Here is an 18,931-nt window from a genome sequence, read left to right on the forward strand (position 1 = left end):
TTGGCGCGCAAGTTCCTGTACATTTTCGCCGCATTGATCGTGCTGGTGATCGCGGCGGCCCTCGCCTATCGCCTGTTCGGCACCGACCTGATGCGGATGGCGCTGACGCCCGGCGAATCCTTCCGCCGCCAGGCCTCGGTCCAGGCCAGCGCCTATGACGATCCCAAGCTCTGGCTCGCCCGCCCCGAGATTCCCGGCAATCCGGCGCTCTGGACGCCGGAGGGTTACGCCCCGCGCGCGGCGGACGCCAAGGGACCGAAGGCGGCGATCTTCTTCATCCATCCAACCTCCTATGTCAGCCGCGACCATTGGAACGCGCCGCTGGACGACCGGGAGACCAACGATCGCAGCGCGCTGTTCCTGCGCGGCCAGGCGAGCGCGTTCAACGCGGTCGGCGATGTCTGGGCACCGCGCTATCGCCAGGCGACGTTCGGCGCCTTTCTGACCAGCGTCGCCGATTCCGAACAGGCGTTGCAGCTGGCCTATGGCGATGTCGCCGCCGCCTTCGACAGCTTCCTGCGCCAGATCGGGTCGAAGACCCCGATCATCCTGGCGGGGCACAGCCAGGGCGCGCTCCACCTGACCCGCTTGCTGCGCGATCGCGTCGCCGCCGATCCCGCCCTGCGCCGCCGGATCGTCGCCGCCTATGTCGTCGGCTGGCCGGTATCGCGGACCACCGACCTGCCGCGCCTGGGCCTGCCGGAATGCGCGCGCGCCGATCAGGCCGGATGCCTCTTGTCATGGCAGAGCTTCGCCGAGCCGGCCGATCCCTCGCTGGTCGTCGACACCTATGACCGGACGATCGGCTTCGACGGCCGGTCGCGCAAGGACACGCCGATGGTCTGCACCAACCCACTGACCGGCACGCCCGACGCGACCGCCCCGGCCGGCGCCAATCTGGGCACGCTCTATCCGGCCGCTGATCTCGCCACCGCGACGATCACGCCCGGCCGGGTGCCCGCCGCCTGCGGTCCGCGCGGCCTGCTGATGATCGGGACACCGCCGGAGGTCGGGCCCTATGTGCTGCCCGGCAACAACTACCATGTCTACGACTACAGCCTGTTCTGGGCCAATGTCCGCGCCGATGCCGCGCGTCGCCTGCAAGGATTTCGCCGATGACCCTCGTCACCACCGACGCCGCCGCCTTCCGCGCCGCGCTGCCGGACGGGGGCCGGCTGATCGGGCTGGATGTCGGCACCAAGACGATCGGCACCGCCCTGTGCGACGCCGGCTGGTCCTTCGCCAGCCCGGCGACGCTGATCCGCCGCACCAAGTTCACCGCCGACAAGGCGGCGATCGTCGCGATGATCGGCCCGCAATCGGTGCGCGGGCTGGTCATCGGCCTGCCGATCAACCTGGACGGCACGGAAAGCCCGCGCAGCCAGTCCACCCGCGCCTTCGCCCGCAACGTCGCCGATCTCGGCCCCGTCCTCCTCTGGGACGAGCGCTGGTCCACCGTCGCGGTCGAGCGGGCGATGATCGAGCAGGACATCAGCCGCGCCAAGCGCGCCGAGCGGATCGACAATCATGCCGCCGCCCATATCCTGCAAGGCGCCATCGACGCGCTGACCATGGTATGACGCCGTCGGCACCGCCGCCTCCATGACGGGGGCGTGACCACGGCATAACGGTAACGTTGCAAGTTGTTCACGAATAATAAACCAGCATGTCGCCTATCCCTGGTTAGGAAAATCCGCTAAAAGACGCCCGGGACATGTTCCATCGCCGCCCTCGGCCGCGTGGAAGATGTGGGGAGTAGGTAGGACATGCTGACTCAGCTTGAGCGGATCGACGATCGGGGGACCGTCGAGGTGATCCTGTCGCCGCGCAGCTTCGTGGCGAATGGCGCGGGATCGGTTTCCCTATCGGAGCGATCACCGGCGGCCGTGTCCGCCTGGCGGTCGCCCAGCTTCTATATCGGCCTGATGCTGATGGTGCTGATCCTGGCCGCGACCCAGCTGGTCCGCCTGGCGATGGCAATGCGGGGCCGGCTCAGCGCGTGATCGTCCGTGCCGAGTCCAACCCGGCATAGGCGTCGAACAGCGCACCGAAATGATCCGCCATCGACCGGGTAAGGCCTGGATCGCGCGGGCGCGGCTGCGTCTCGGCGAACTGGCGCAGGGCGCCGCTCAGGCTGCGCGCGCTGGCGGATTTATAGGTCCAGCCCTCATTGGCCCGCGCGCAATCGGCCGCGCCGCCCAGATCGGGGGCGATCACCGTCAGGCCAGACGCGACCGCCTCCGCCGCCACGAAGCAGAAGGTCTCCGCCTCGCAGCCATGGACCAGTGCATCGGCGCTCGCCATCAGCGTCGCCAGCTGCGGCCGGTCGCGGATCGGCGCGACCAGCCGGATATGCGGATTGCCGCCGACCGCGCGGATCACCGAGCGCCGGTCATGCCCGTCCCCGACGATCACCAGCCCCATCGGCCGGCTGGCCGCGGCGGCGGTCACGGCGCGCGCGACCATGCCCCAGCGTTTTTCCGGCGAATGCCGCCCGACCCCGAGCAGCAGCAGCGCATCCTCCCCCAGCCCGCATTCGGCGAGCAGCCGTGCGCGCAGCGCCGGATCGCGGCGCGCGGGCGAGAAATGACCCGGCTCGATCCCCATCGGGTTGGTCATCACCTTGGTCAGCCCGCCCTCGACCAGTCGGCGCGACAGGCTGTCGCTGGCGCTGACCACCAGGTCGTATTTGGCGTCCAGCCGGCGCAAATGCCGCCAATACCAGTCGAACCCGCGATCGATCGCGGCACGGTCCGCAATCCCGCCGAACCAGCGATAGGCATAGGCGGACAGCGGATCGGCATGGGCGACCAGCACGCGCCGCGCCGTGCCCCTCCAGTCCGCCACCATCGAGGCGCTGCGCCAGGGCGACGACACCTCGACCACGTCGGGTGCTTCCTCGTCCAGCGCCCGGTACAGCGCCTCGCGATCGGAGAAATAGCGATAGGCGCGGTCGAGCGGGAAGAGTGGCGCGCGCACCCAGCGGATGCGGCCACCGCCCTCGCGCGGCTGGACGCGATCCTCGTCGCCCGGCGCGATCACCACCAGGTCGTGCCCCATCGCCGCCGCCGCGATCAGCTTTTGGTCGACATAGGTGCGCACGCCGCCGCCCTTGGGGGCGTAGAAGGCGCAGACGTCGACGATCTTCATGCCGCCTTCCGGTCCGGCTCCCCGCGCATCTCGCGGTCCAGATCGGCATAGCGCACCACCTGCCGCACCTCGGCCAGCGCGCGGACGGTGCGGGCGATGCTGGCGACGATCGCGGTCTTGGTCATGTCGCCCGGATGCACCGCCAGCCGCACCACCGGCACCATGCGTCGTGCGGTCCGCGCCACGCCCGCGACCGCGAGCGAACTGGCGGTGCGCGCGGGGCTGCGGCTAGCCCAGGTGATGACCGGCCCGCGTGTCACCGTCTCGCCCGTATGCGGTCGCCAGACGCGCCAGTGATCCTCGGCCAGCGTGAAGCCGGTCGCCGCCAGCGCCTGGTGCGCGCCCTCGCCATAGAGCCATGCCGGCGCGATGAAGCCCGCCACCGGCCGTCCGATCGCCTGTTCGACGATATCGCGGCCGTCGCGCAGCCGCCGCTCCGCCTCCGCCGCGCTGAGCCCCAGGAACTCCCCCTCGCCCGCCGTCATGTGGCGTGCCTTGAACGCGGCCGCCGCGCCGTCGTGCCGGCTGTCGTCGCGGTGCAGCCAGCCGTGCAGGAACATCTCGATCCCCTCATCGGCCCAGCCGCGAAGGCGTCGGGCGAAGGCGGCATCGCCGGCGATCGGTGCGCGGCCCCAATGGTTGGGCACCACCAGCATCGCGAAGCGCGGGCCGTCGAGCAGCGTCCGCAGTCGTGCCGCCAGCGCCTCCACCGGCGCGGTGAAGGCAGGCGAGACATCGTGGATCGACACCAGCAGGCGGCGATCCTGCGCTGGCGGTATCAGCGTGGCGGGGCGGAACGGGAGCGAAGGCAAGGACATGTCATTCGCGATGACGGCACGGGCGGCTTGGTTCCGCATCGCCGCGTAAAAATTTTCGTCGCCGATGCGGGTCCGTTGCCACGGCGGCGTCCTCTGATCGTGACCCAGCCCGAAACCCCGCCCGCGCCCATGCGCCGCCCGGTCCGCTAGAGCCCTCCATGTCCGATACCGCCTTGTTCGCACCCGCCACGGTGGAGCTGCGCCCCTTGATCGAGCGGGGTAGCGGCCTGCGCCGATGGATCACGCCCGTCCTGTCGCTCGCCATTCTGGCGGCGGCGCTGTGGCAGCTGCGCCATCTCGATCTGGGCATGGTGTTCCGCGACCTGCCGGCCTCGCCCGCCTTCTGGCTGGTCTTCGTCGCCGGCTATATGGCGCTGCCGGTCGGCGAATGGCTGATCTACCGCCGCCTCTGGCAATTGCCGGCCACCGGCCTGGGCGCGCTGCTGCGCAAGCGGATCGCGAACGAGATCGTGCTCGGCTATTCGGGCGAAGTCTATTTCTACGGCTGGGCGCGCCGCCATGCCCGGCTGGCCGCCGCGCCGTTCGGCGTCATCAAGGACGTGACGATCCTGTCGGCCACCGTCGCCAACGGCATCACCGTCGCGCTGATGCTCGTGACTTGGCCGCTGCTGTCGGCGCTGAACCTGGGCCTGACGGAGTGGGTAATGGCGCTGGCGACTGCGATCATCGCCCTGCCCTCGCTGATCGCATTGCTGATGGGCCGGCGGCTCTTCTCCTGCGAGCGGCGCGAATTGTGGATGATCGCCAGCGTCCATCTCGGCCGCATCGCCGTCGTCATCCTGCTCACCGCCTTGATGTGGCGATTGGCGATGCCGGGCGTGCCGATCCTGTGGTGGCTGGTGCTGGCGACGCTGCGGATGCTGGTGTCGCGCCTGCCGCTGCTGCCCAACCGCGACATCGTCTTCGCCGGGCTGGTCGCCTTCGTGATCGGTGACGCCCCCTCCATGTCGGCGATGCTGGTGATGGTCGCCGGCCTGACGCTGGCCACCCACATCTTCCTGGGCGCGGCGCTGGGCGTCGCCGACCTGGTCCGTTCGGAGAATCGCGCATGATCGCCGCGCTGTTGCTTCTCGTCGCCGCCGACCCCGGCATCCGCTCCTCGCCCGAATTGGGCGTCGCCGCCGCACGCTGCCGCGCCGAGGAGAGCGGCCCGGCGCTGATCGTCAACGTGACGGGGCTGAAGGTGCGCAAGGGCCGTGTCCGCGCCGAACTCTATCCGGCGCGCGACGGCGATTTCCTGGGCGACGACAATGTCCTGATCGCGGCCGGCAAGACCTTCCGCCGCGCCAGCGTCGAGGTGCCGGCCAGCGGCCCGGTCCGCATCTGCCTGCGGGTGCCCGGTCCCGGCACCTATTCGCTCGCCGTGATCCACAATGTCGATGGCGGCCACAAATTCAGCCTGTCGCGCGACGGCGCGGGCTTTGGCGGCAACCCGAAGATCGGCTTGTCCAAGCCCTCGGCCCAGGCGGCCAGTGTCTCGGTCGGCAACGGCCCGACCGAGACGAATGTGGTGATGAACTATCGCCGGGGCCTGTTCAGCTTCGGCCCCGTCGCCGCCAACTGATCAGGCGATCGCCGGCCGCCCCTCGATCAAGGTGCGGGCAGTGCGATAGCAATCCTCGATATGCGCGTTGCCGGCCAGCTTCATCGCGCCGAAGCTGATCGTCGCCGCCACCGCCTGTCCCAGGAACGGCACGAAGCGCGCCGCCGAGCCAGCCGCGATGCGGACGCCCATCCGCCGCAGGATCGCGATCACCAGCTTGCGCGTGACCACTCGGCCGATCGCGTTATTGCCCAGGCTGGTTGCCATCACCAGCACCTGCTGCGCCATGTTCGGGTCCATCTTCTGGACCTGCTCGTGATCGAGCTGGAACTTGGCGCTGATCGACGGCAGCAAATTGGTCAGCAGGCCGACATCGGCGACCAGATCGGCCCCCGGGATCGGCACCACCGCCGCCCCGGCGGACAGCAGCGAGCGTTGGGTCACCATCTTGCGACATTCGTCGCGCACCCGGTCCAGTTCGGCCAGCGTAGCAATCATATCGGTTCCTTGAAATGAGATCGTCCGGTCATCCGGCGGCATCAGTCCAGCGTCAACACCAGCTTGCCGCGCGGATGCGCATGGCGGGCGTCATCATAGGCGGCGGCGAAGTCACCGATCGCAAATCGGTTGGCGACCTCGACGCGGATCGTCCCCGCTGCCAGCAGGTCCGCGACCTGGCCGAGTTGCGCGGCATTGGGCATGGCGTGATAGCGCGGCGCGATCCGCAGCCCGCGCGCGGCCGCCTCGTCCTCCAGCGGTTCCAGCGTCGACACCATCATCCCGCCCGGCTTCAGACAGTCGAACGATCGACGCTGCACCGCGCCGCCCTGCGTATCGAAGACCAGGTCGCAATCGGTCGCGATCTCCTCGAAACGCTCGGCGTGATAGTCGATCACCGTATCAGCCCCGATCGACCGGACGAAGTCGCGATCATCCGCGGAGGCGGTGGCGAACACCGTTGCGCCCTTCCACTTGGCCAGTTGCACTGCCAGATGGCCAACGCCGCCGGCCCCGCCATGGACCAGCACGCGCTGCCCGGCCTCCAACCCGCCATGGTCGAACAGCCCCTGCCATGCCGTCATCGATGCCAGACCCGCGCCCGCCGCTTCGGCGAAATCGAGCCCGGCCGGCATCGCGACCAGTTCGACCGCCCTGACCACCACATAGTCGCTCTGGGCGCCGCGATCCTGGCCGATAAAGGCGAAGACGGGGTCGCCATGGCGCAGCATGTAATGGGCACGCGTGCCGACCGCCTCGATCGTACCTGCCAGGTCACGACCCAGCACCAGCGGCAGCTTGTCCGCGCCGACCGGCGGATAGTCGCCCTGTGCGATCTTCCAGTCGACCGGGTTGATGCTGGCGGCGCGGACGCGGACCAGCACCTCGTCATCCACCGGCTGCGGGATCGGCACTTGGCGGTTCCCGATCACCTCGGCCGGGTCGCCGAAGCGGGTGATCTGGATCGCGCGTACAGTTTCGGTCATCACCCGTCCTCGAACAAAGGTCGAGGTCCAAACCCGCGGAAGCGCATCCGGCTCCCGCGCGCCGGATTATCAGTGGGATGCGACCTGATCGGCCGGCCGATCATCGCCCGCCGGCAGCCGTACCGTCAATCGGCCCGGCAGGATGTCCAGCGCGCCGCCCAGCTCGACCGCCAGGTTGCGGACCAGGCGCAGCGTGAAGCCGGCACCCAGCAACGGCACGCCCGGCTCATCCTCGCCGACCCGGCCGTCCAGCGTGAACAGCGCGTCGCCGGTCAGGTCCGCCAGCGCATCGGGGCGGTCCGCGACGATCTGCACGCGTGCGCCATCGCTCTCGACGCTGACGCCGATCCGCTCGCCCGGCCGCGCCGCCGACAGCAGCGCCGCCAGCATCCGCGCCAGCAGGCGCTCGACCGCCCGGTCATCGGCCGACACCGCGCCCTCGCCGACGATCACCAGAGTCGCGCCGCGCTCGGCGGCCAGCGGGGTCAGGTCGCGCACCACCCGTTCCAGCAGCGGGCGGACCGGGACGATCGTCGCGCGGAGATCAAGCGCGCGGCCTTCGATGCGGGCGGCGGTGTCGAGATCGTCGATCGCCGACAACAGCCCCGCCGCCTGAGACCGGATCGCAGCCGCACGGGCGCGATAGACATCGGACACCGGCCCGAGCAGCTGCGATTCGATCAGTTCGGCGAAACCCGCCACCGCATTGGCGGGGGTGCGCAATTCGTGCACCAGCTGGCGCAACTGGTCCGACGCGCTCGACCGTGCCGCCGTCTCATGGCGATAGGGCAGCCGCGCCACGCCGCGATAGCCGACGAAACGGCCGCTGGCGGGGTCGAACATCGGCACGCCGGTGACGCGCCAAGAGCCGGCGGCGTCGGACAGGCCATCGACCTCCAGCCGCCCCTCGGTGAAGCGCGAACGACCCCGCACCGCCGCCGCGACCGAGGCATCGACCTGCGCGCAGCCCTGGCGGCTGGCATGGGCGAGCGTCACGCCGACCAGCGCCGCACGCGACACGCCGTCCACCCAACGGATCTGGCCGTTCGCATCGGTCTCGAAGCGGAAGCCGGGCTCCGGCCGCTCCCGCGATTCGACCTGAAGCTCGGGCATGGACGGCATCGCTTCGGCGGGTTCGTCGTCCCGCTGGCGCTGGAACGCATCGATCCGCGCGACCAGATCCGCGATCTCGAACCGGGGCACCATACCCTCCGAGGCCATCGGCGTCGCGACGGGTCCGGGCTCGATCGACGGGATGTCCATCGACGGAATGTCCGTCGAGGCATCCGGGACGGACCAGACATCGATGTCGGGGATCGGCGCGACAGGCGCCGCCACAGCCATCGGCGGTTCCGGGTCGGCAGTCGCGACAGCCGCGACCGGCCGGGCATCGGTAATGACGAAATCGACCGCGCCGAAGCTTTCCAGGCCCCGCTCGACCTCCGCCGGCAGATCACGACGCTGGCGCAGCACCGCGCGACAGGCCGGGGTCACGCGACCGAGCAGGTCGAGCCAGGCGTCGACCGGCAGGGTGACCATGCGCAGCACCGGCGCGGCGACCGCCAGATCGTCCTGCGCGAAGAATTCGACCAGCGCCGGCTCCGGACGGGCGAAGGCCAGCGCGCGGGCGCTCGCCGATCGGACCGCGACCGGCACGATCGCGCGCAGGCGGGCCAGTCGTTCCAGCGTCGTGTCGTTGGTTGGCGCGCGGCCGCGCCCCATCAGGTCGACAAGCTGCCGCCACGCCGTCTGGGCCCCCATGCCGGGACCCATGTCAGCCGAAAGGACGGTGGTCAGGCTGTCGTCGAACCGCACTGGGAATCAGTCTCCGCGCGCACCGCCGGATGGCGCGCCCACCCCCCATACCCGGTCCAGCGCGCCGGAGAAACCATCATTTCCACACCGTTACATTGTGGGACAATTGCGTTTACCCGCAATTATATTATGTGACGGGCCAAGCCATTAGCCAAAGTGAAAAGTGAAAAGGGTCAGCGTAATGACTTTCGACCGGATCGATCGGCAGATTCTGGGTCTGCTGCAAGCCGACGGACGGATGACGAATGTCGATCTCGCGGAGCGCGTCGGCCTGACCGCCCCGCCCTGCCTGCGCCGCGTCCGCGCGCTGGAGGAAGCGGGGGCGATCCGCGGCTATCACGCCGATCTGGACGCGGGCCGGCTGGGCTATCCGATCACCGTCTTCGCGATGGTCAGCCTGCGCAGCCAGGCCGAGCATGACCTCAACGCGTTCGAAGAGCATGTCGCCCGCATCCCGGAGGTGCGCGAGGTCCATATGCTGAACGGCGAGATCGACTTCATCCTGAAGATCGTCGCCACCGACCTGAAGAGCTTCCAGGAAATCCTGACCACGCACCTGACGCCCGCGCCCAATGTCGCGAGCGTCAAGACCTCGCTGACGATCCGAACCGCCAAGTCGCAGACCGGCGTGCCGGTCGGGGATTGATGCGGGACGGAGGGGCCTTCCCGCCCCTCACCCCGTGACCGGCAGCCTCACCCGACCATCCTCGTTCCGCTCCAGCGGGCCATAGGCGACCACCGTCTCCAGCAGCAACGGGCCGTAGAGGTGCGGGAAGAGCTGGCCTCCCCGGCTCTCCTCCCATTTGAGCGATTCGCCGAAGCTGCCGAGATCGACCGCCGCGACGTGCAGGTCGGACTGCCCGGCGAAGTGCTTGTCCACCGTCTCGGTCAACTGGTCGGCGGTCGAGAGGTGGACATAGCCGTCCGCCAAATCGACCGGCGCCCCCTGGAAACGGCCATCGCGCTCCAGCGTCGCCATCTGCTCGGCCGTCAGCACCTTATAGGCGGTCAGGGGGCGCTCGCTCATCATTCGTCTCCGCTCTCGTCGACCTGCTCGTCCATCGTCTGCGGGCCGGTGCCGTCGTCGACGGTGAGCGTATCGGCGGCGTCAACGGGCGGCGCGGCGCCAAGCTCCGTCGCGACCAGCGCCTCCGCCTCGTTCTCCGGCGCATCCTCCTCGTCGATCCGCGCGGCGGAGACGACATGCTCGCCCTTCGCCACGTCGAACAGGCGCACGCCCGCCGACCCGCGACCGATCACGCGCAGGCTTTCCAGCGGCATCCGGATCAGCTTGGCCTGGTCGGTGACCAGCATCAGCTGATCCGCCTTGCTGGCCGGGAAGCTGGCGACGACCGGCCCGTTGCGGCCGATATTGTCGATATTGGTGATGCCCTGGCCGCCGCGCCCGGTGCGGCGATATTCATAGGCGCTCGACAGCTTGCCATAGCCATTGGCGCAGATCGTCAGGATGAACTGCTCGCGCTCGCGCAGATAGGCATAGCGGATATCGTCCATCCGGCGCGGCTGGCGATCGGCATCCTCGCCCTTCCAGGGCGCGTGGCGGAGATAGTCGTCGCGCTCGTCCTGGTCGCTGACCCCGACCTTGTGCAGGATCGACAGCGAGATGACCTCGTCGCCCTCGCCCAGGCGCATTCCGCGCACGCCGGTGGAGTTGCGGCTCTGGAACTCGCGCACCTCCTCGCCCGCGAAGCGGATCGCCTTGCCCTGGCGGGTGGCGAGCAGCACGTCGTCGCCCTCCTCCAGCAGCTTGACGCCGATCAGCCGGTCGTCGGCATCCTCGCCCTCGAACTTCATCGCGATCTTGCCGTTGGTCGGCACGTTGGTGAAGGCGTCCATCGCGTTGCGGCGGACATTGCCCTTCGCCGTCGCGAACATGACGTGCAGGTCGCCCCAGCGCAGCTCGTCCTCGGGCAGCGGCAGCACGGTCGAGATCGTCTCGCCGGGCGCCAGCGGCAGCAGATTGACCATCGGCCGGCCGCGCGTCGCCGGCCCGCCCTCGGGCAGGCGCCAGACCTTCATGCGATAGACCTTGCCGGCGGTGGAGAAGAACAGCACCGGCGTGTGCGTGCTCGTCACGAACAGGCTGGTGATCGCATCCTCGTCCTTGGTCGCCATGCCGGCGCGGCCCTTGCCGCCGCGCTTCTGCGCGCGGAAGGCGTCGAGCGGCGTGCGCTTGATATAGCCCTCGACCGTCACGGTGACGACCATGTCCTCGCGCTCGATCAGGTCCTCGTCGTCGATCCCGTCGGCGGCGGCGGCGATCTCGGTGCGGCGCGGCGTCGCGAACTGGTCGCGGATCGCGCGCAGCTCGCCGCGCATCACCTCGTAGAGCTTCACGCGATTGGCCAGGATCTCCAGCAGATCGGCGATCGAGTCGGCCAGCGTCTTGAGCTCGTCGCCGATCTCGTCCCGGCCGAGCGCGGTCAGGCGATGCAGGCGCAGGTCGAGGATCGCGCGCACCTGCGCGTCGGACAGGCGATAGGTATCGCCCGTCACCTCGGTCTCCACCGCCTCGACCAGTTGCAGATAGGCGGCGATCTCCGACACCGGCCATTCGCGCGCGAGCAGCGCGGCGCGCGCGGCGGCGGGGCTGGCCGAGCCGCGGATGATCCGCACCACCTCGTCCAGGTTGGTGACCGCGATCACCAGGCCGAGCAACAGATGCGCCCGCTCGCGCGCCTTGTTCAGCTCGAACTTCGAGCGGCGGGTGATGACCTGCTCGCGGAACTGGATGAAGGCCTGGATGATCTCGCGCAGGTTGAGCAGTTCGGGCCGCCCGCCCCGGATCGCTAGCATGTTCGCCGGGAACGACCCCTGCGCGGGCGTGTGCCGCCAGAGCTGGTTCAGCACCACCTCGGCCGTGGCGTCGCGCTTCAGGTCGATGACGATCCGCACGCCCTCGCGATTCGACTCGTCGCGGATGTCGCTGATCCCCTCGATCCGCTTTTCCTTGGCGGCGTCGGCGATCTTCTCGACCAGCGCGTTCTTGCCCTGCTGGTAAGGGATTTCGGTCAGCACGATCGATTGGCGGTCGCCGCGATGATTCTCGATCGTGTGGCGCGAGCGGACGATGATCGATCCGCGCCCGGTGCTGTAGGCGGAACGGGCCCCCGCGCGACCCAGGATGATGGCGCCGGTCGGGAAGTCGGGACCGGGCACGATCTCGGTGAGTTCCTCGGACGTGATCGCGCCGTTGTCCAGATAGGCGAAACAGGCGTCGATCACCTCGCCCAGGTTATGCGGCGGGATGTTGGTCGCCATGCCGACCGCGATGCCGCCCGCGCCGTTGACCAGCAGGTTCGGGAACTGCGCCGGCAGGACCGAGGGCTCGCGCTCCGACCCGTCATAATTGGGCGTGAAGTCGACCGTGTCCTTGTCCAGGCCGTCGAGCAGCGAATTGGCGACCTTGGCCAGTCGCGCCTCGGTATAGCGCATCGCGGCCGGCGGATCGGGGTCCATCGAGCCGAAATTGCCCTGGCCGTCGATCAGCGGCACGCGCATCGACCAATCCTGCGCCATGCGGGCCAGGGCGTCGTAGATCGCGCTGTCGCCGTGCGGGTGATATTTACCCATCACGTCACCGACGATGCGGGCGGACTTGCGATAGGGCCGGCCGGCGACGAAGCCGCTTTCATAGGCCGAATAGAGGATGCGACGATGCACCGGCTTCAACCCGTCGCGCACGTCGGGCAGCGCGCGGGCGACGATCACGCTCATCGCATAGTCGAGATAGCTCGACTTCATCTCATCGACGATGGAGATCGTCGAAATGTCGGAGGGTTCGGCGAGGCTGGTCTCGTCGGCCAAGGTGTCTGTCTTCCAGGTGGTTTCAGGAGTGCCACACCCCTGTAAGACGTCCGGCCGCTGTTGTCACGCGCACGCGCGTACGCGAGGGAACGGGCCGGCCCGCCGCCTTATGGGCGCGGCGGGGCCGGCCGACGCGGTTACTTCTTGCAGGCCGTCTTGCTGGCGTTGCCCGCCTTGGAGCAGTCATAGGTCACGGTCTTGCCGGTGCTGGTCTTGGTGGTCACCATCCGGGGCCCGGTGCCGCGACGCGTGGTGGTGACGTGCGTCGTCTTGACCATATGGGTGGCGGTGGTCGCCTTGGCGGTGGAGGCCTGCCCGGCAGCCTGGGGCGCCGCGAAGGCGGCGGTTGCCGACAGCAGCGATCCGGCGGCGAGCAGCGCGAAGGGAAGCGACTTGGTCATGGGCAGCATCCTCGATACGGGGCGACGTCGGAAGCGTCGCCATCCGCGATCGGCCTGCGCCCGCCGGCCTGTACGGCGCGTCGCGAATGGATGAATTATCCTTCATCCACAGCGACTTCAGCCGGTCAGGGCTGGATCTCCACCCCGTCCCAGGCGAACAGCCTGCCGCTGTCGGTCACCTTCAGCCCGTCGATCACGTCGAGCAGCTGCACCGCCGCCCGGTCCGGGGCGAAGAGCTGGTCCGCCGCCACGCCGGTCTGGAAGGGGGCGGAGAGCGCGGTGCGGACGGTGCCGGGATGCAGGCCCACGACAATCGTGCGATCGTTGCGCCGCCGCTCCTCGATCGCCAGCGTGCGGACCAGCTGGTTCGCCGCCGCCTTCGCCATGCGATATCCGTACCAGCCGCCCAGCCGATTGTCGGAGATGCTGCCGATCCGCGCCGACAGGATCGCGAAGACCGCCGGGCCGGTCCTGGGCATCCGGGGCAGGAAATGCTTGGCGACCAGGGCCGGCAGGATCGCGTTGACCGCATATTGCCGCGCCAGCCAGGCGGCATCGAGCGCCGCCATGCTCTTTTCCGGCCGATGCTCGCCCTCGTGCAGCAGGCCGGTGGCGACCACCACCAGCGTCGGCGGCGCGGACAGGCCGGCGGCGGCGGTGGCGATGCTCGCCTCGTCGTCCAGATCGAGGTGATCGGCCCCCGTAAAGCTGCGGGCGAAACCCCGCACCGGCACCGCTTCCTCGCGTAGCGCCTCGACCAGCGCCGCGCCGATCCCGCCGGATGCGCCGATGACGACCGCGCTCATCGCGCGAACCGCCATAGCGTCTCGGTGCTTTCCCCTGCGTCGAAGCGATAGCCGTCGGTGTCGAAGCCCTTCATGCCGTCGGTGTCGGTGACCCGATGTTCGACCAGCCAGCGCGCCATCATCCCGCGCGCCTTCTTCGCATGGAAGCTGACGAAACGGCCGCCATCGCGGAAATCGACGCCGATGACGCGGACAGAGGCGGGCAGCCGTCCCTCGACCGCCGCCCAATATTCCTGGCTGGCGAGGTTCAGGATCGTGCCCGATCCCTCCTGCCCGATATCGGCGAGCAGCCGGTCGGCGATCCGCCCCTGCCACCATTCGGTCAGCTTCTCGCCGCGTGGGGCCCAGCGCGTTCCCATCTCCAGCCGATAGGGCCGCATCGCGTCGAGCGGACGGAGCAGCCCGTACAGGCCGGACAGGATGCGCAGGTGATCCTGGGCGAAGGCGATCGCCGGCTCCTCCAGCGTCTTCGCGTCCAGCCCGGTATAGACGTCGCCGGCAAAGGCGAACAGCGCCGGCCGCTCCGGCGCGTCGGCGAAGTCGCGGAACCGCTCGGCATTCAGCTTGGCGAGCGCGGGGGAAATCCGCATCAGCTCCGACAGGCGCTTCTGCGGCAGACGCGCGGCGGCGCGGGCCAGCGTGCCGGCCTCGTCTTCGAAACGCGGGCGCGTCGGGGTCAGGGCCGGCAGCGCACTGTCATAGTCGAGCGTCTTGGCGGGTGAAATCAGGGCGATCATCCGCTCGCCCTAGGCCGGCCCCGACCGTCATTCAATCGCGGTTCAGCCCCGCTTCGTCATGGAACCAAGCCGCTGCGCCTCGCTTGATGGCGCGCGTCCGCCTCTATAGACGGCCGTCATGGGCGTCGATGCCCAACAGGAGAGATCCATTGAAGACTTTCTCGAAGCTTGCGCTGGCCCTGGCGCTGACGACCGGTGTGTCCGGGCTGGCGCTGACCCCGCCTGCGATCGCCAAGAAGAAGGAAGAACCCGCCGGCCCCAAGCTGAGCCCGGACTTCCTGAAGGCCGCGAAGCCCGCCCAGGATGCGATCAAGGCCAAGGATTATGCGACGGCCGAGACCAACCTGGCCGCCGCCACCGCCGCCGCGAAGAACGATGACGAGAAATATATCGTCGCGGCGCTGAACTACGACCTCGCCAACCAGAAGCTGGCCGACCAGCAGGCGGCCAACCCCAATGCGCCGCTCAACGAGACGTCGCTGGCGCCGGCGCTCGACGCGCTGATCGCCAATCCGGCGACTCCGCCCGCCGATCGCGGTAAGTATGCCTATCGTCGCGGCGCGCTGGCCTATAACGGCAAGCAGTGGCCGGTCGCGATCCAGTATTTCAACCAGGCCAAGCAGCTCGGCTATGCGCCGCCGGAGGTGAACCTCCAGATCGCGCAGGCCAAGGTGGCGAGCGGCGACGTGGCCGGCGGCCTTTCCGACCTGGAAGCGCAGGTCGCGGCCGATGCGGCGGCGGGCAAGCCGGGGTCGGAGGACGTGTATCGCTACGGCATCGCGCGCGCCAATGCCGCGAAGCTGGGGCCGCAGACGGTCAGCTGGATCGCCAAATACGTCACCGCCTATCCGACGTCGAAGAACTGGCGTGACGCCATCGTCACCTATGGCATGGCGGGCAATTCGGTCGCCAAGCTGGACGAGGCGCAGAAGATCGACCTGTTCCGCCTGATGCGCGCCACCCGCTCGCTGGCCGACCAGACCGATTATCTGGAATATGCCGACGACGTGTCGCGCAAGGGTCTGCCGGCGGAAGCGGCGGCGGTGCTGAAGGAAGGCATGGCCGCGGGCAAGATCCCGGCGGGCAATGCGATGGCCAAGGCGCTGCTCGCCGACTCGACCACCAAGGCGAAGCAGGAAGGCTCGCTGGCCCCGATCGAGGCGAAGGCGAGCGCCGCCGCCAATGGTCGCCTCGCCGCCAGCACCGCCGAGGCCTATCTGGGCATGGACAACTTCCCCAAGGCGATCGCCCTCTATCGGCTCGCCTTGCAGAAGGGCGGCGTCGACGCGGACGAGGTGAACACCCGCCTCGGCATCGCGCTGGCCCGCTCGGGCGACAAGGCCGGCGCCAAGGCCGCCTTCGCCGAGGTGAAGGGCGCGCCGCGCTCGGGCATCGCGGCCCTGTGGACCGCCTATGTGGACGCGCCCGCCACGGCGGCGTGATCCTACGAAAATCGGGGACGACCGGCCGGTCGTCCCCGATGTTTCCTGACTGTCCGGGGGCCTGGCCCCTCACCCGAAAGCCGGATGGTCCAAGGAGCGTGGTGAAGCCCACGCCCATCGGCGCCGGTCCGGTGATCTAGGGTCGCAGGGCCGCATCGTCCGCGTCGCTCAGATCCTCGTCCTCGTCGATCGACCCGTCGTCCAGTTCCTCCTGGACATCGTCCTCGGCGATATCGGCCTCGTCCGGCTCCGCATTGGGATCGGCCTCGCCCACTTCCTCGGAATCCATGTCGAGATCGTCGATCGCCTCGTCCTCGGCATCGTCGTCGCCCAGGTCCGGATCCAGGTCGGTCAGCACCAGGCCGTCGGTCGGCCCGTCGCGCGTCGCCTCCAGAATCTCCGCACGCTGGCTCTCGTCATAGCCTTCCTCGTCCCAGCCATCGTCGCCGGTGCCCTGTCCAGGAATCTGGTGTCCGCCCATGTCGCTCTCCATCATCAATGACGATGGATCGAACGGCGCGGGCGGCGGCCGGGTTCCGTCAGGCGCCGAACAGCCGGCCGCGTTCGGTCAGGGCGACGCAGGCCAGCGCGATCAGCCCGGTCACCACGAACCCCGCCACCATCGGCGCGGTGGAGCCGTCGAACGCCTGCCCGATCACCGCGCCGATCAGCACGCCGCCGGTGATCATGATGAAGCCCTGCACGCTCGACGCGGTGCCGGCGATCGCGCCCATATTCTCCATCGCCATGGCCGAGAAATTCGAATTGGCGAGGCCGAAGCTCGCCATGGTCAGCGCCTGGAGCACCGAGAAGGTCACGATCGACTCATGGCCCAGCTCGACGAGCGCCAGGTGCAGGCCGGACAACAGGATCAACGTCACCGTCGCCGAATGGGCGATGCGCCGCGTGCCCAGCCGCATCACGATCCGCGCGTTGAGCAGGTTCGCCGCCGCCATCGTCGCCGCCGTCCCCGCGAACACCGCCGCCAGCAGCGCGGGATGGCGGAACACGTCGAACATGATCTGCTGCACCGAATTGAGATAGCCGTAGAGGCTGCCGGTCAGCATCGTCGCCGCCAGCGTATAGCCGATCGAGGCCCGGTCGGTCAGCGCATGTCCCCAGCCCGACAGGATGCGGCGCGGATGGATCGGCAGCGTCGCCTCCGCCGTCAGCGTCTCGGGCAGGCGCAGCGTGATCCAGGCGAGCAGCGCCGCCGCCGTCCCCGCGATCACCCAGAAGATCGTCCGCCAGTTGCCGAACAGCAGCACCGCCTGCCCGACCGTCGGGGCCAGGATCGGCACCACCATGAACACCATGAAGGCGATCGACATGACCCGCGCCATCGCCCGCCCCTGATAGCAGTCGCGCACCAGCGCCACGGTCGCGATCCGCGTCGCCGCCACCGTCGCGCCGCCCGCCAGCCGCGCCGCGATCAGCAGCGGATAGCTGGCCGACACCGCCGCCAGCGCGTTTGCGACGATATAGGCGCTGATCGCCCAGAGCAGCACGCGCCGCCGGCCAAAGCGATCGACCAGCGGCCCATGGATCAGATGCGCCACGCCGAACCCGCCCAGGAACGCCGACACCACGAACTGCCGGTCGTTCTCGCTCGCCACGTGCAACGCCTCGCCGATCGCGGGCAGAGCCGGCAGCATCGCGTCGGTGCCGAGCGCGCCGAGCGCCATCAGCGCGGCGACCAGCGCCACGAACTCGACGAAGCCGATCGGTGCGCCGGGCAGGTCCGGTGCGGTTTGGGTCGGCGCGGGTTGGTCCGGGGCGGTCATGATCCGTGGCCCTAGCGGCTTCGTCCCGTGCGCGCCATCGCGGCCCACGCTCTTTCGCCGGTCCCGCCAAGGCGATATGTTACCGGAATAAAAGAGGACATTGTAATGCTGGATACCCCCTCCACCGCCGGATCGGCGGCGGTGCCGACTCTGAGCCTTGCCGACCAAGCGCGCGACCCCCAAGGCTTCGCCACCGCGTTCGGCGAGTCGTTCAAGCGCTTCGGCTTCGCGATCGTCGCGGATCATGGCGTGCCGCAGCCGCTGATCGACCGCGCCTGGGCCGAGACCGGGGCGCTGTTCGCGCTGCCCGACGCGGAGAAGCGCGACTATCACCAGGCGGGCGGCGGCGGCGCGCGCGGTTACACGCCCTTCAAGACCGAAATCGCCAAGGACGCGAAGCACGTCGATCTGAAGGAATTCTGGCATGTCGGCCGCGAACTGCCCGCCGGGCATCGCTATGCCGATGTCATGGCCCCGAACATCTGGCCGACCCGGCCCGAAGGGTTCAAGGGCACGTTCGTCGAGCTTTTCGCCGCCTTCGACCAGGCGGGCGACCGGCTGCTCTCGGCCATCGCGCTCTATCTCGGCCTTGCCCCCGACTGGTTCGACCGGGCGGTGAAGGACGGCAACAGCGTGCTGCGCCTGCTTCACTATCCCCCCATCCCCGTCGATGCCGAAGGGGTGCGCGCCGGGGCGCATGAGGACATCAACCTCATCACCCTGCTGCTCGGTGCGGAGGAGGCAGGGCTGGAACTGCTCGATCGCGATACCGGTCGCTGGCTGGCGATCAAGCCGCCGGAGGGTGCGATGGTTGTCAATGTCGGCGACATGCTGCAACGGCTGACCAATCATGTCCTGCCCTCGACCACGCACCGCGTCGTCAACCCGCCGCCGGAACGGCGCGGCCATTCGCGCTATTCCATGCCCTTCTTCCTGCACCCCGCCCCCGACTTCCTGATCGAGACGCTGCCGCAGACGATCACGGCGGAGAATCCGAACCGCTATCCGAACCCGATCACCGCCCATGACTATCTGTACGAGCGACTGGTCGAGATCGGGCTGATCAAGAAATGACGGGGTCGGCCGGCCGGGCGTGGCTTAC

Annotated in this window: 20 protein-coding genes; 8 read left to right on the forward strand and 12 right to left on the reverse strand. The window is 69.1% G+C overall.

The window, feature by feature from the left end; translation table 11 throughout:
- The 3 genes from BRX43_RS01550 (at position 1) to BRX43_RS01560 (ending at position 2,003) form a co-directional block, all read left to right on the forward strand.
- Complete coding sequence (locus BRX43_RS01550) at positions 1-1,119, forward strand: DUF3089 domain-containing protein (RefSeq protein ID WP_125993075.1); 1,119 nt, start codon at positions 1-3, stop codon at positions 1,117-1,119.
- Positions 1,116-1,580: a Holliday junction resolvase RuvX gene (ruvX, locus tag BRX43_RS01555; protein WP_125993076.1), complete on the forward strand. Its 465-nt coding sequence runs from the start codon at positions 1,116-1,118 to the stop codon at positions 1,578-1,580. Before BRX43_RS01550 ends, ruvX begins: the two co-directional genes overlap by 4 nt.
- A gap of 186 nt (positions 1,581-1,766) precedes the next feature.
- Positions 1,767-2,003 carry a hypothetical protein gene (locus BRX43_RS01560; RefSeq protein ID WP_125993077.1) on the forward strand — a complete coding sequence of 79 codons (237 nt, stop codon included), beginning with the start codon at positions 1,767-1,769 and terminating at the stop codon, positions 2,001-2,003.
- On the opposite strand, the gene BRX43_RS01565 is transcribed toward BRX43_RS01560, so the two are convergent.
- Positions 1,993-3,150, reverse strand: a complete 1,158-nt coding sequence (locus tag BRX43_RS01565) for a glycosyltransferase (protein ID WP_125993078.1) — start codon at positions 3,148-3,150, stop codon at positions 1,993-1,995. The two genes, BRX43_RS01560 and BRX43_RS01565, sit on opposite strands and share 11 nt — an antisense overlap.
- Complete coding sequence (locus tag BRX43_RS01570; protein WP_125993079.1) at positions 3,147-3,968, reverse strand: polysaccharide deacetylase family protein; 822 nt, start codon at positions 3,966-3,968, stop codon at positions 3,147-3,149. Before BRX43_RS01570 ends, BRX43_RS01565 begins: the two co-directional genes overlap by 4 nt.
- Positions 3,969-4,126: 158 nt before the next feature.
- On the opposite strand from BRX43_RS01570, the gene BRX43_RS01575 reads away from it, so the two are divergent.
- Positions 4,127-5,041 carry a hypothetical protein gene (locus BRX43_RS01575; protein ID WP_125993080.1) on the forward strand — a complete coding sequence of 305 codons (915 nt, stop codon included), beginning with the start codon at positions 4,127-4,129 and terminating at the stop codon, positions 5,039-5,041.
- Positions 5,038-5,553 (forward strand): DUF2141 domain-containing protein, encoded by a 516-nt coding sequence (locus BRX43_RS01580; protein WP_125993081.1) that lies wholly within the window; start codon positions 5,038-5,040, stop codon positions 5,551-5,553. The genes BRX43_RS01575 and BRX43_RS01580 overlap by 4 nt, the downstream gene beginning before the upstream one ends.
- Here BRX43_RS01580 and BRX43_RS01585 read toward each other — a convergent pair whose 3' ends face one another.
- The 3 genes from BRX43_RS01585 to BRX43_RS01595 form a co-directional block, all read right to left on the reverse strand.
- The gene (locus BRX43_RS01585) at positions 5,554-6,030 is read right to left on the reverse strand and encodes a hypothetical protein (protein WP_125993082.1); all 477 of its coding nucleotides are present in this window, start codon (positions 6,028-6,030) and stop codon (positions 5,554-5,556) included.
- Positions 6,031-6,071: 41 nt separating this feature from the next.
- Complete coding sequence (locus tag BRX43_RS01590) at positions 6,072-7,016, reverse strand: NADP-dependent oxidoreductase (RefSeq protein ID WP_125993083.1); 945 nt, start codon at positions 7,014-7,016, stop codon at positions 6,072-6,074.
- 69 nt (positions 7,017-7,085) lie between these two features.
- The gene (locus tag BRX43_RS01595; RefSeq protein ID WP_125993084.1) at positions 7,086-8,777 is read right to left on the reverse strand and encodes a HAMP domain-containing sensor histidine kinase; all 1,692 of its coding nucleotides are present in this window, start codon (positions 8,775-8,777) and stop codon (positions 7,086-7,088) included.
- 235 nt (positions 8,778-9,012) lie between these two features.
- Here BRX43_RS01595 and BRX43_RS01600 point away from each other — a divergent pair, with 235 nt between their 5' ends.
- The gene (locus BRX43_RS01600) at positions 9,013-9,477 is read left to right on the forward strand and encodes an Lrp/AsnC family transcriptional regulator (RefSeq protein WP_125993085.1); all 465 of its coding nucleotides are present in this window, start codon (positions 9,013-9,015) and stop codon (positions 9,475-9,477) included.
- A gap of 27 nt (positions 9,478-9,504) precedes the next feature.
- Here the strand turns inward: BRX43_RS01600 and BRX43_RS01605 are convergent, their stop codons facing one another.
- The 5 genes from BRX43_RS01605 to BRX43_RS01625 all read right to left on the reverse strand — a co-directional run bounded on the left by BRX43_RS01605 (position 9,505) and on the right by BRX43_RS01625 (position 14,603).
- Positions 9,505-9,858: a DUF952 domain-containing protein gene (locus BRX43_RS01605; RefSeq protein WP_125993086.1), complete on the reverse strand. Its 354-nt coding sequence runs from the start codon at positions 9,856-9,858 to the stop codon at positions 9,505-9,507.
- Positions 9,858-12,659, reverse strand: coding sequence for a DNA gyrase subunit A (gene gyrA / locus BRX43_RS01610; RefSeq protein WP_125993087.1), 2,802 nt, complete (start codon positions 12,657-12,659; stop codon positions 9,858-9,860). Before gyrA ends, BRX43_RS01605 begins: the two co-directional genes overlap by 1 nt.
- Positions 12,660-12,796: 137 nt before the next feature.
- Positions 12,797-13,060, reverse strand: coding sequence for a hypothetical protein (locus BRX43_RS01615; RefSeq protein ID WP_125993088.1), 264 nt, complete (start codon positions 13,058-13,060; stop codon positions 12,797-12,799).
- 125 nt (positions 13,061-13,185) lie between these two features.
- Entirely contained in the window at positions 13,186-13,881 is a 696-nt protein-coding gene (locus BRX43_RS01620; RefSeq protein WP_125993089.1) for an SDR family oxidoreductase, read from the reverse strand.
- Entirely contained in the window at positions 13,863-14,603 is a 741-nt protein-coding gene (locus BRX43_RS01625; protein WP_125993090.1) for a YaaA family protein, read from the reverse strand. The genes BRX43_RS01620 and BRX43_RS01625 overlap by 19 nt, the downstream gene beginning before the upstream one ends.
- Before the next feature lie 149 nt (positions 14,604-14,752).
- On the opposite strand from BRX43_RS01625, the gene BRX43_RS01630 reads away from it, so the two are divergent.
- Positions 14,753-16,045: a hypothetical protein gene (locus BRX43_RS01630; RefSeq protein ID WP_125993091.1), complete on the forward strand. Its 1,293-nt coding sequence runs from the start codon at positions 14,753-14,755 to the stop codon at positions 16,043-16,045.
- A gap of 136 nt (positions 16,046-16,181) precedes the next feature.
- On the opposite strand, the gene BRX43_RS01635 is transcribed toward BRX43_RS01630, so the two are convergent.
- Together BRX43_RS01635 and BRX43_RS01640 are read right to left on the reverse strand one after the other, a co-directional pair.
- Complete coding sequence (locus BRX43_RS01635) at positions 16,182-16,526, reverse strand: DNA primase (RefSeq protein ID WP_125993092.1); 345 nt, start codon at positions 16,524-16,526, stop codon at positions 16,182-16,184.
- A 58-nt stretch (positions 16,527-16,584) separates the two neighbouring features.
- Positions 16,585-17,829, reverse strand: coding sequence for a multidrug effflux MFS transporter (locus BRX43_RS01640; protein ID WP_125993093.1), 1,245 nt, complete (start codon positions 17,827-17,829; stop codon positions 16,585-16,587).
- A 105-nt stretch (positions 17,830-17,934) separates the two neighbouring features.
- Between BRX43_RS01640 and BRX43_RS01645 the strand changes: the two genes are divergently transcribed.
- On the forward strand, positions 17,935-18,903 hold the full coding sequence (locus BRX43_RS01645) for a 2-oxoglutarate and iron-dependent oxygenase domain-containing protein (protein ID WP_125993094.1): 969 nt from the start codon (positions 17,935-17,937) through the stop codon (positions 18,901-18,903).
- Positions 18,904-18,931 lie beyond the last annotated feature (28 nt).

Source organism: Sphingomonas sp. S-NIH.Pt15_0812, from assembly GCF_003951315.1.
GTDB lineage: Bacteria > Pseudomonadota > Alphaproteobacteria > Sphingomonadales > Sphingomonadaceae > Sphingomonas.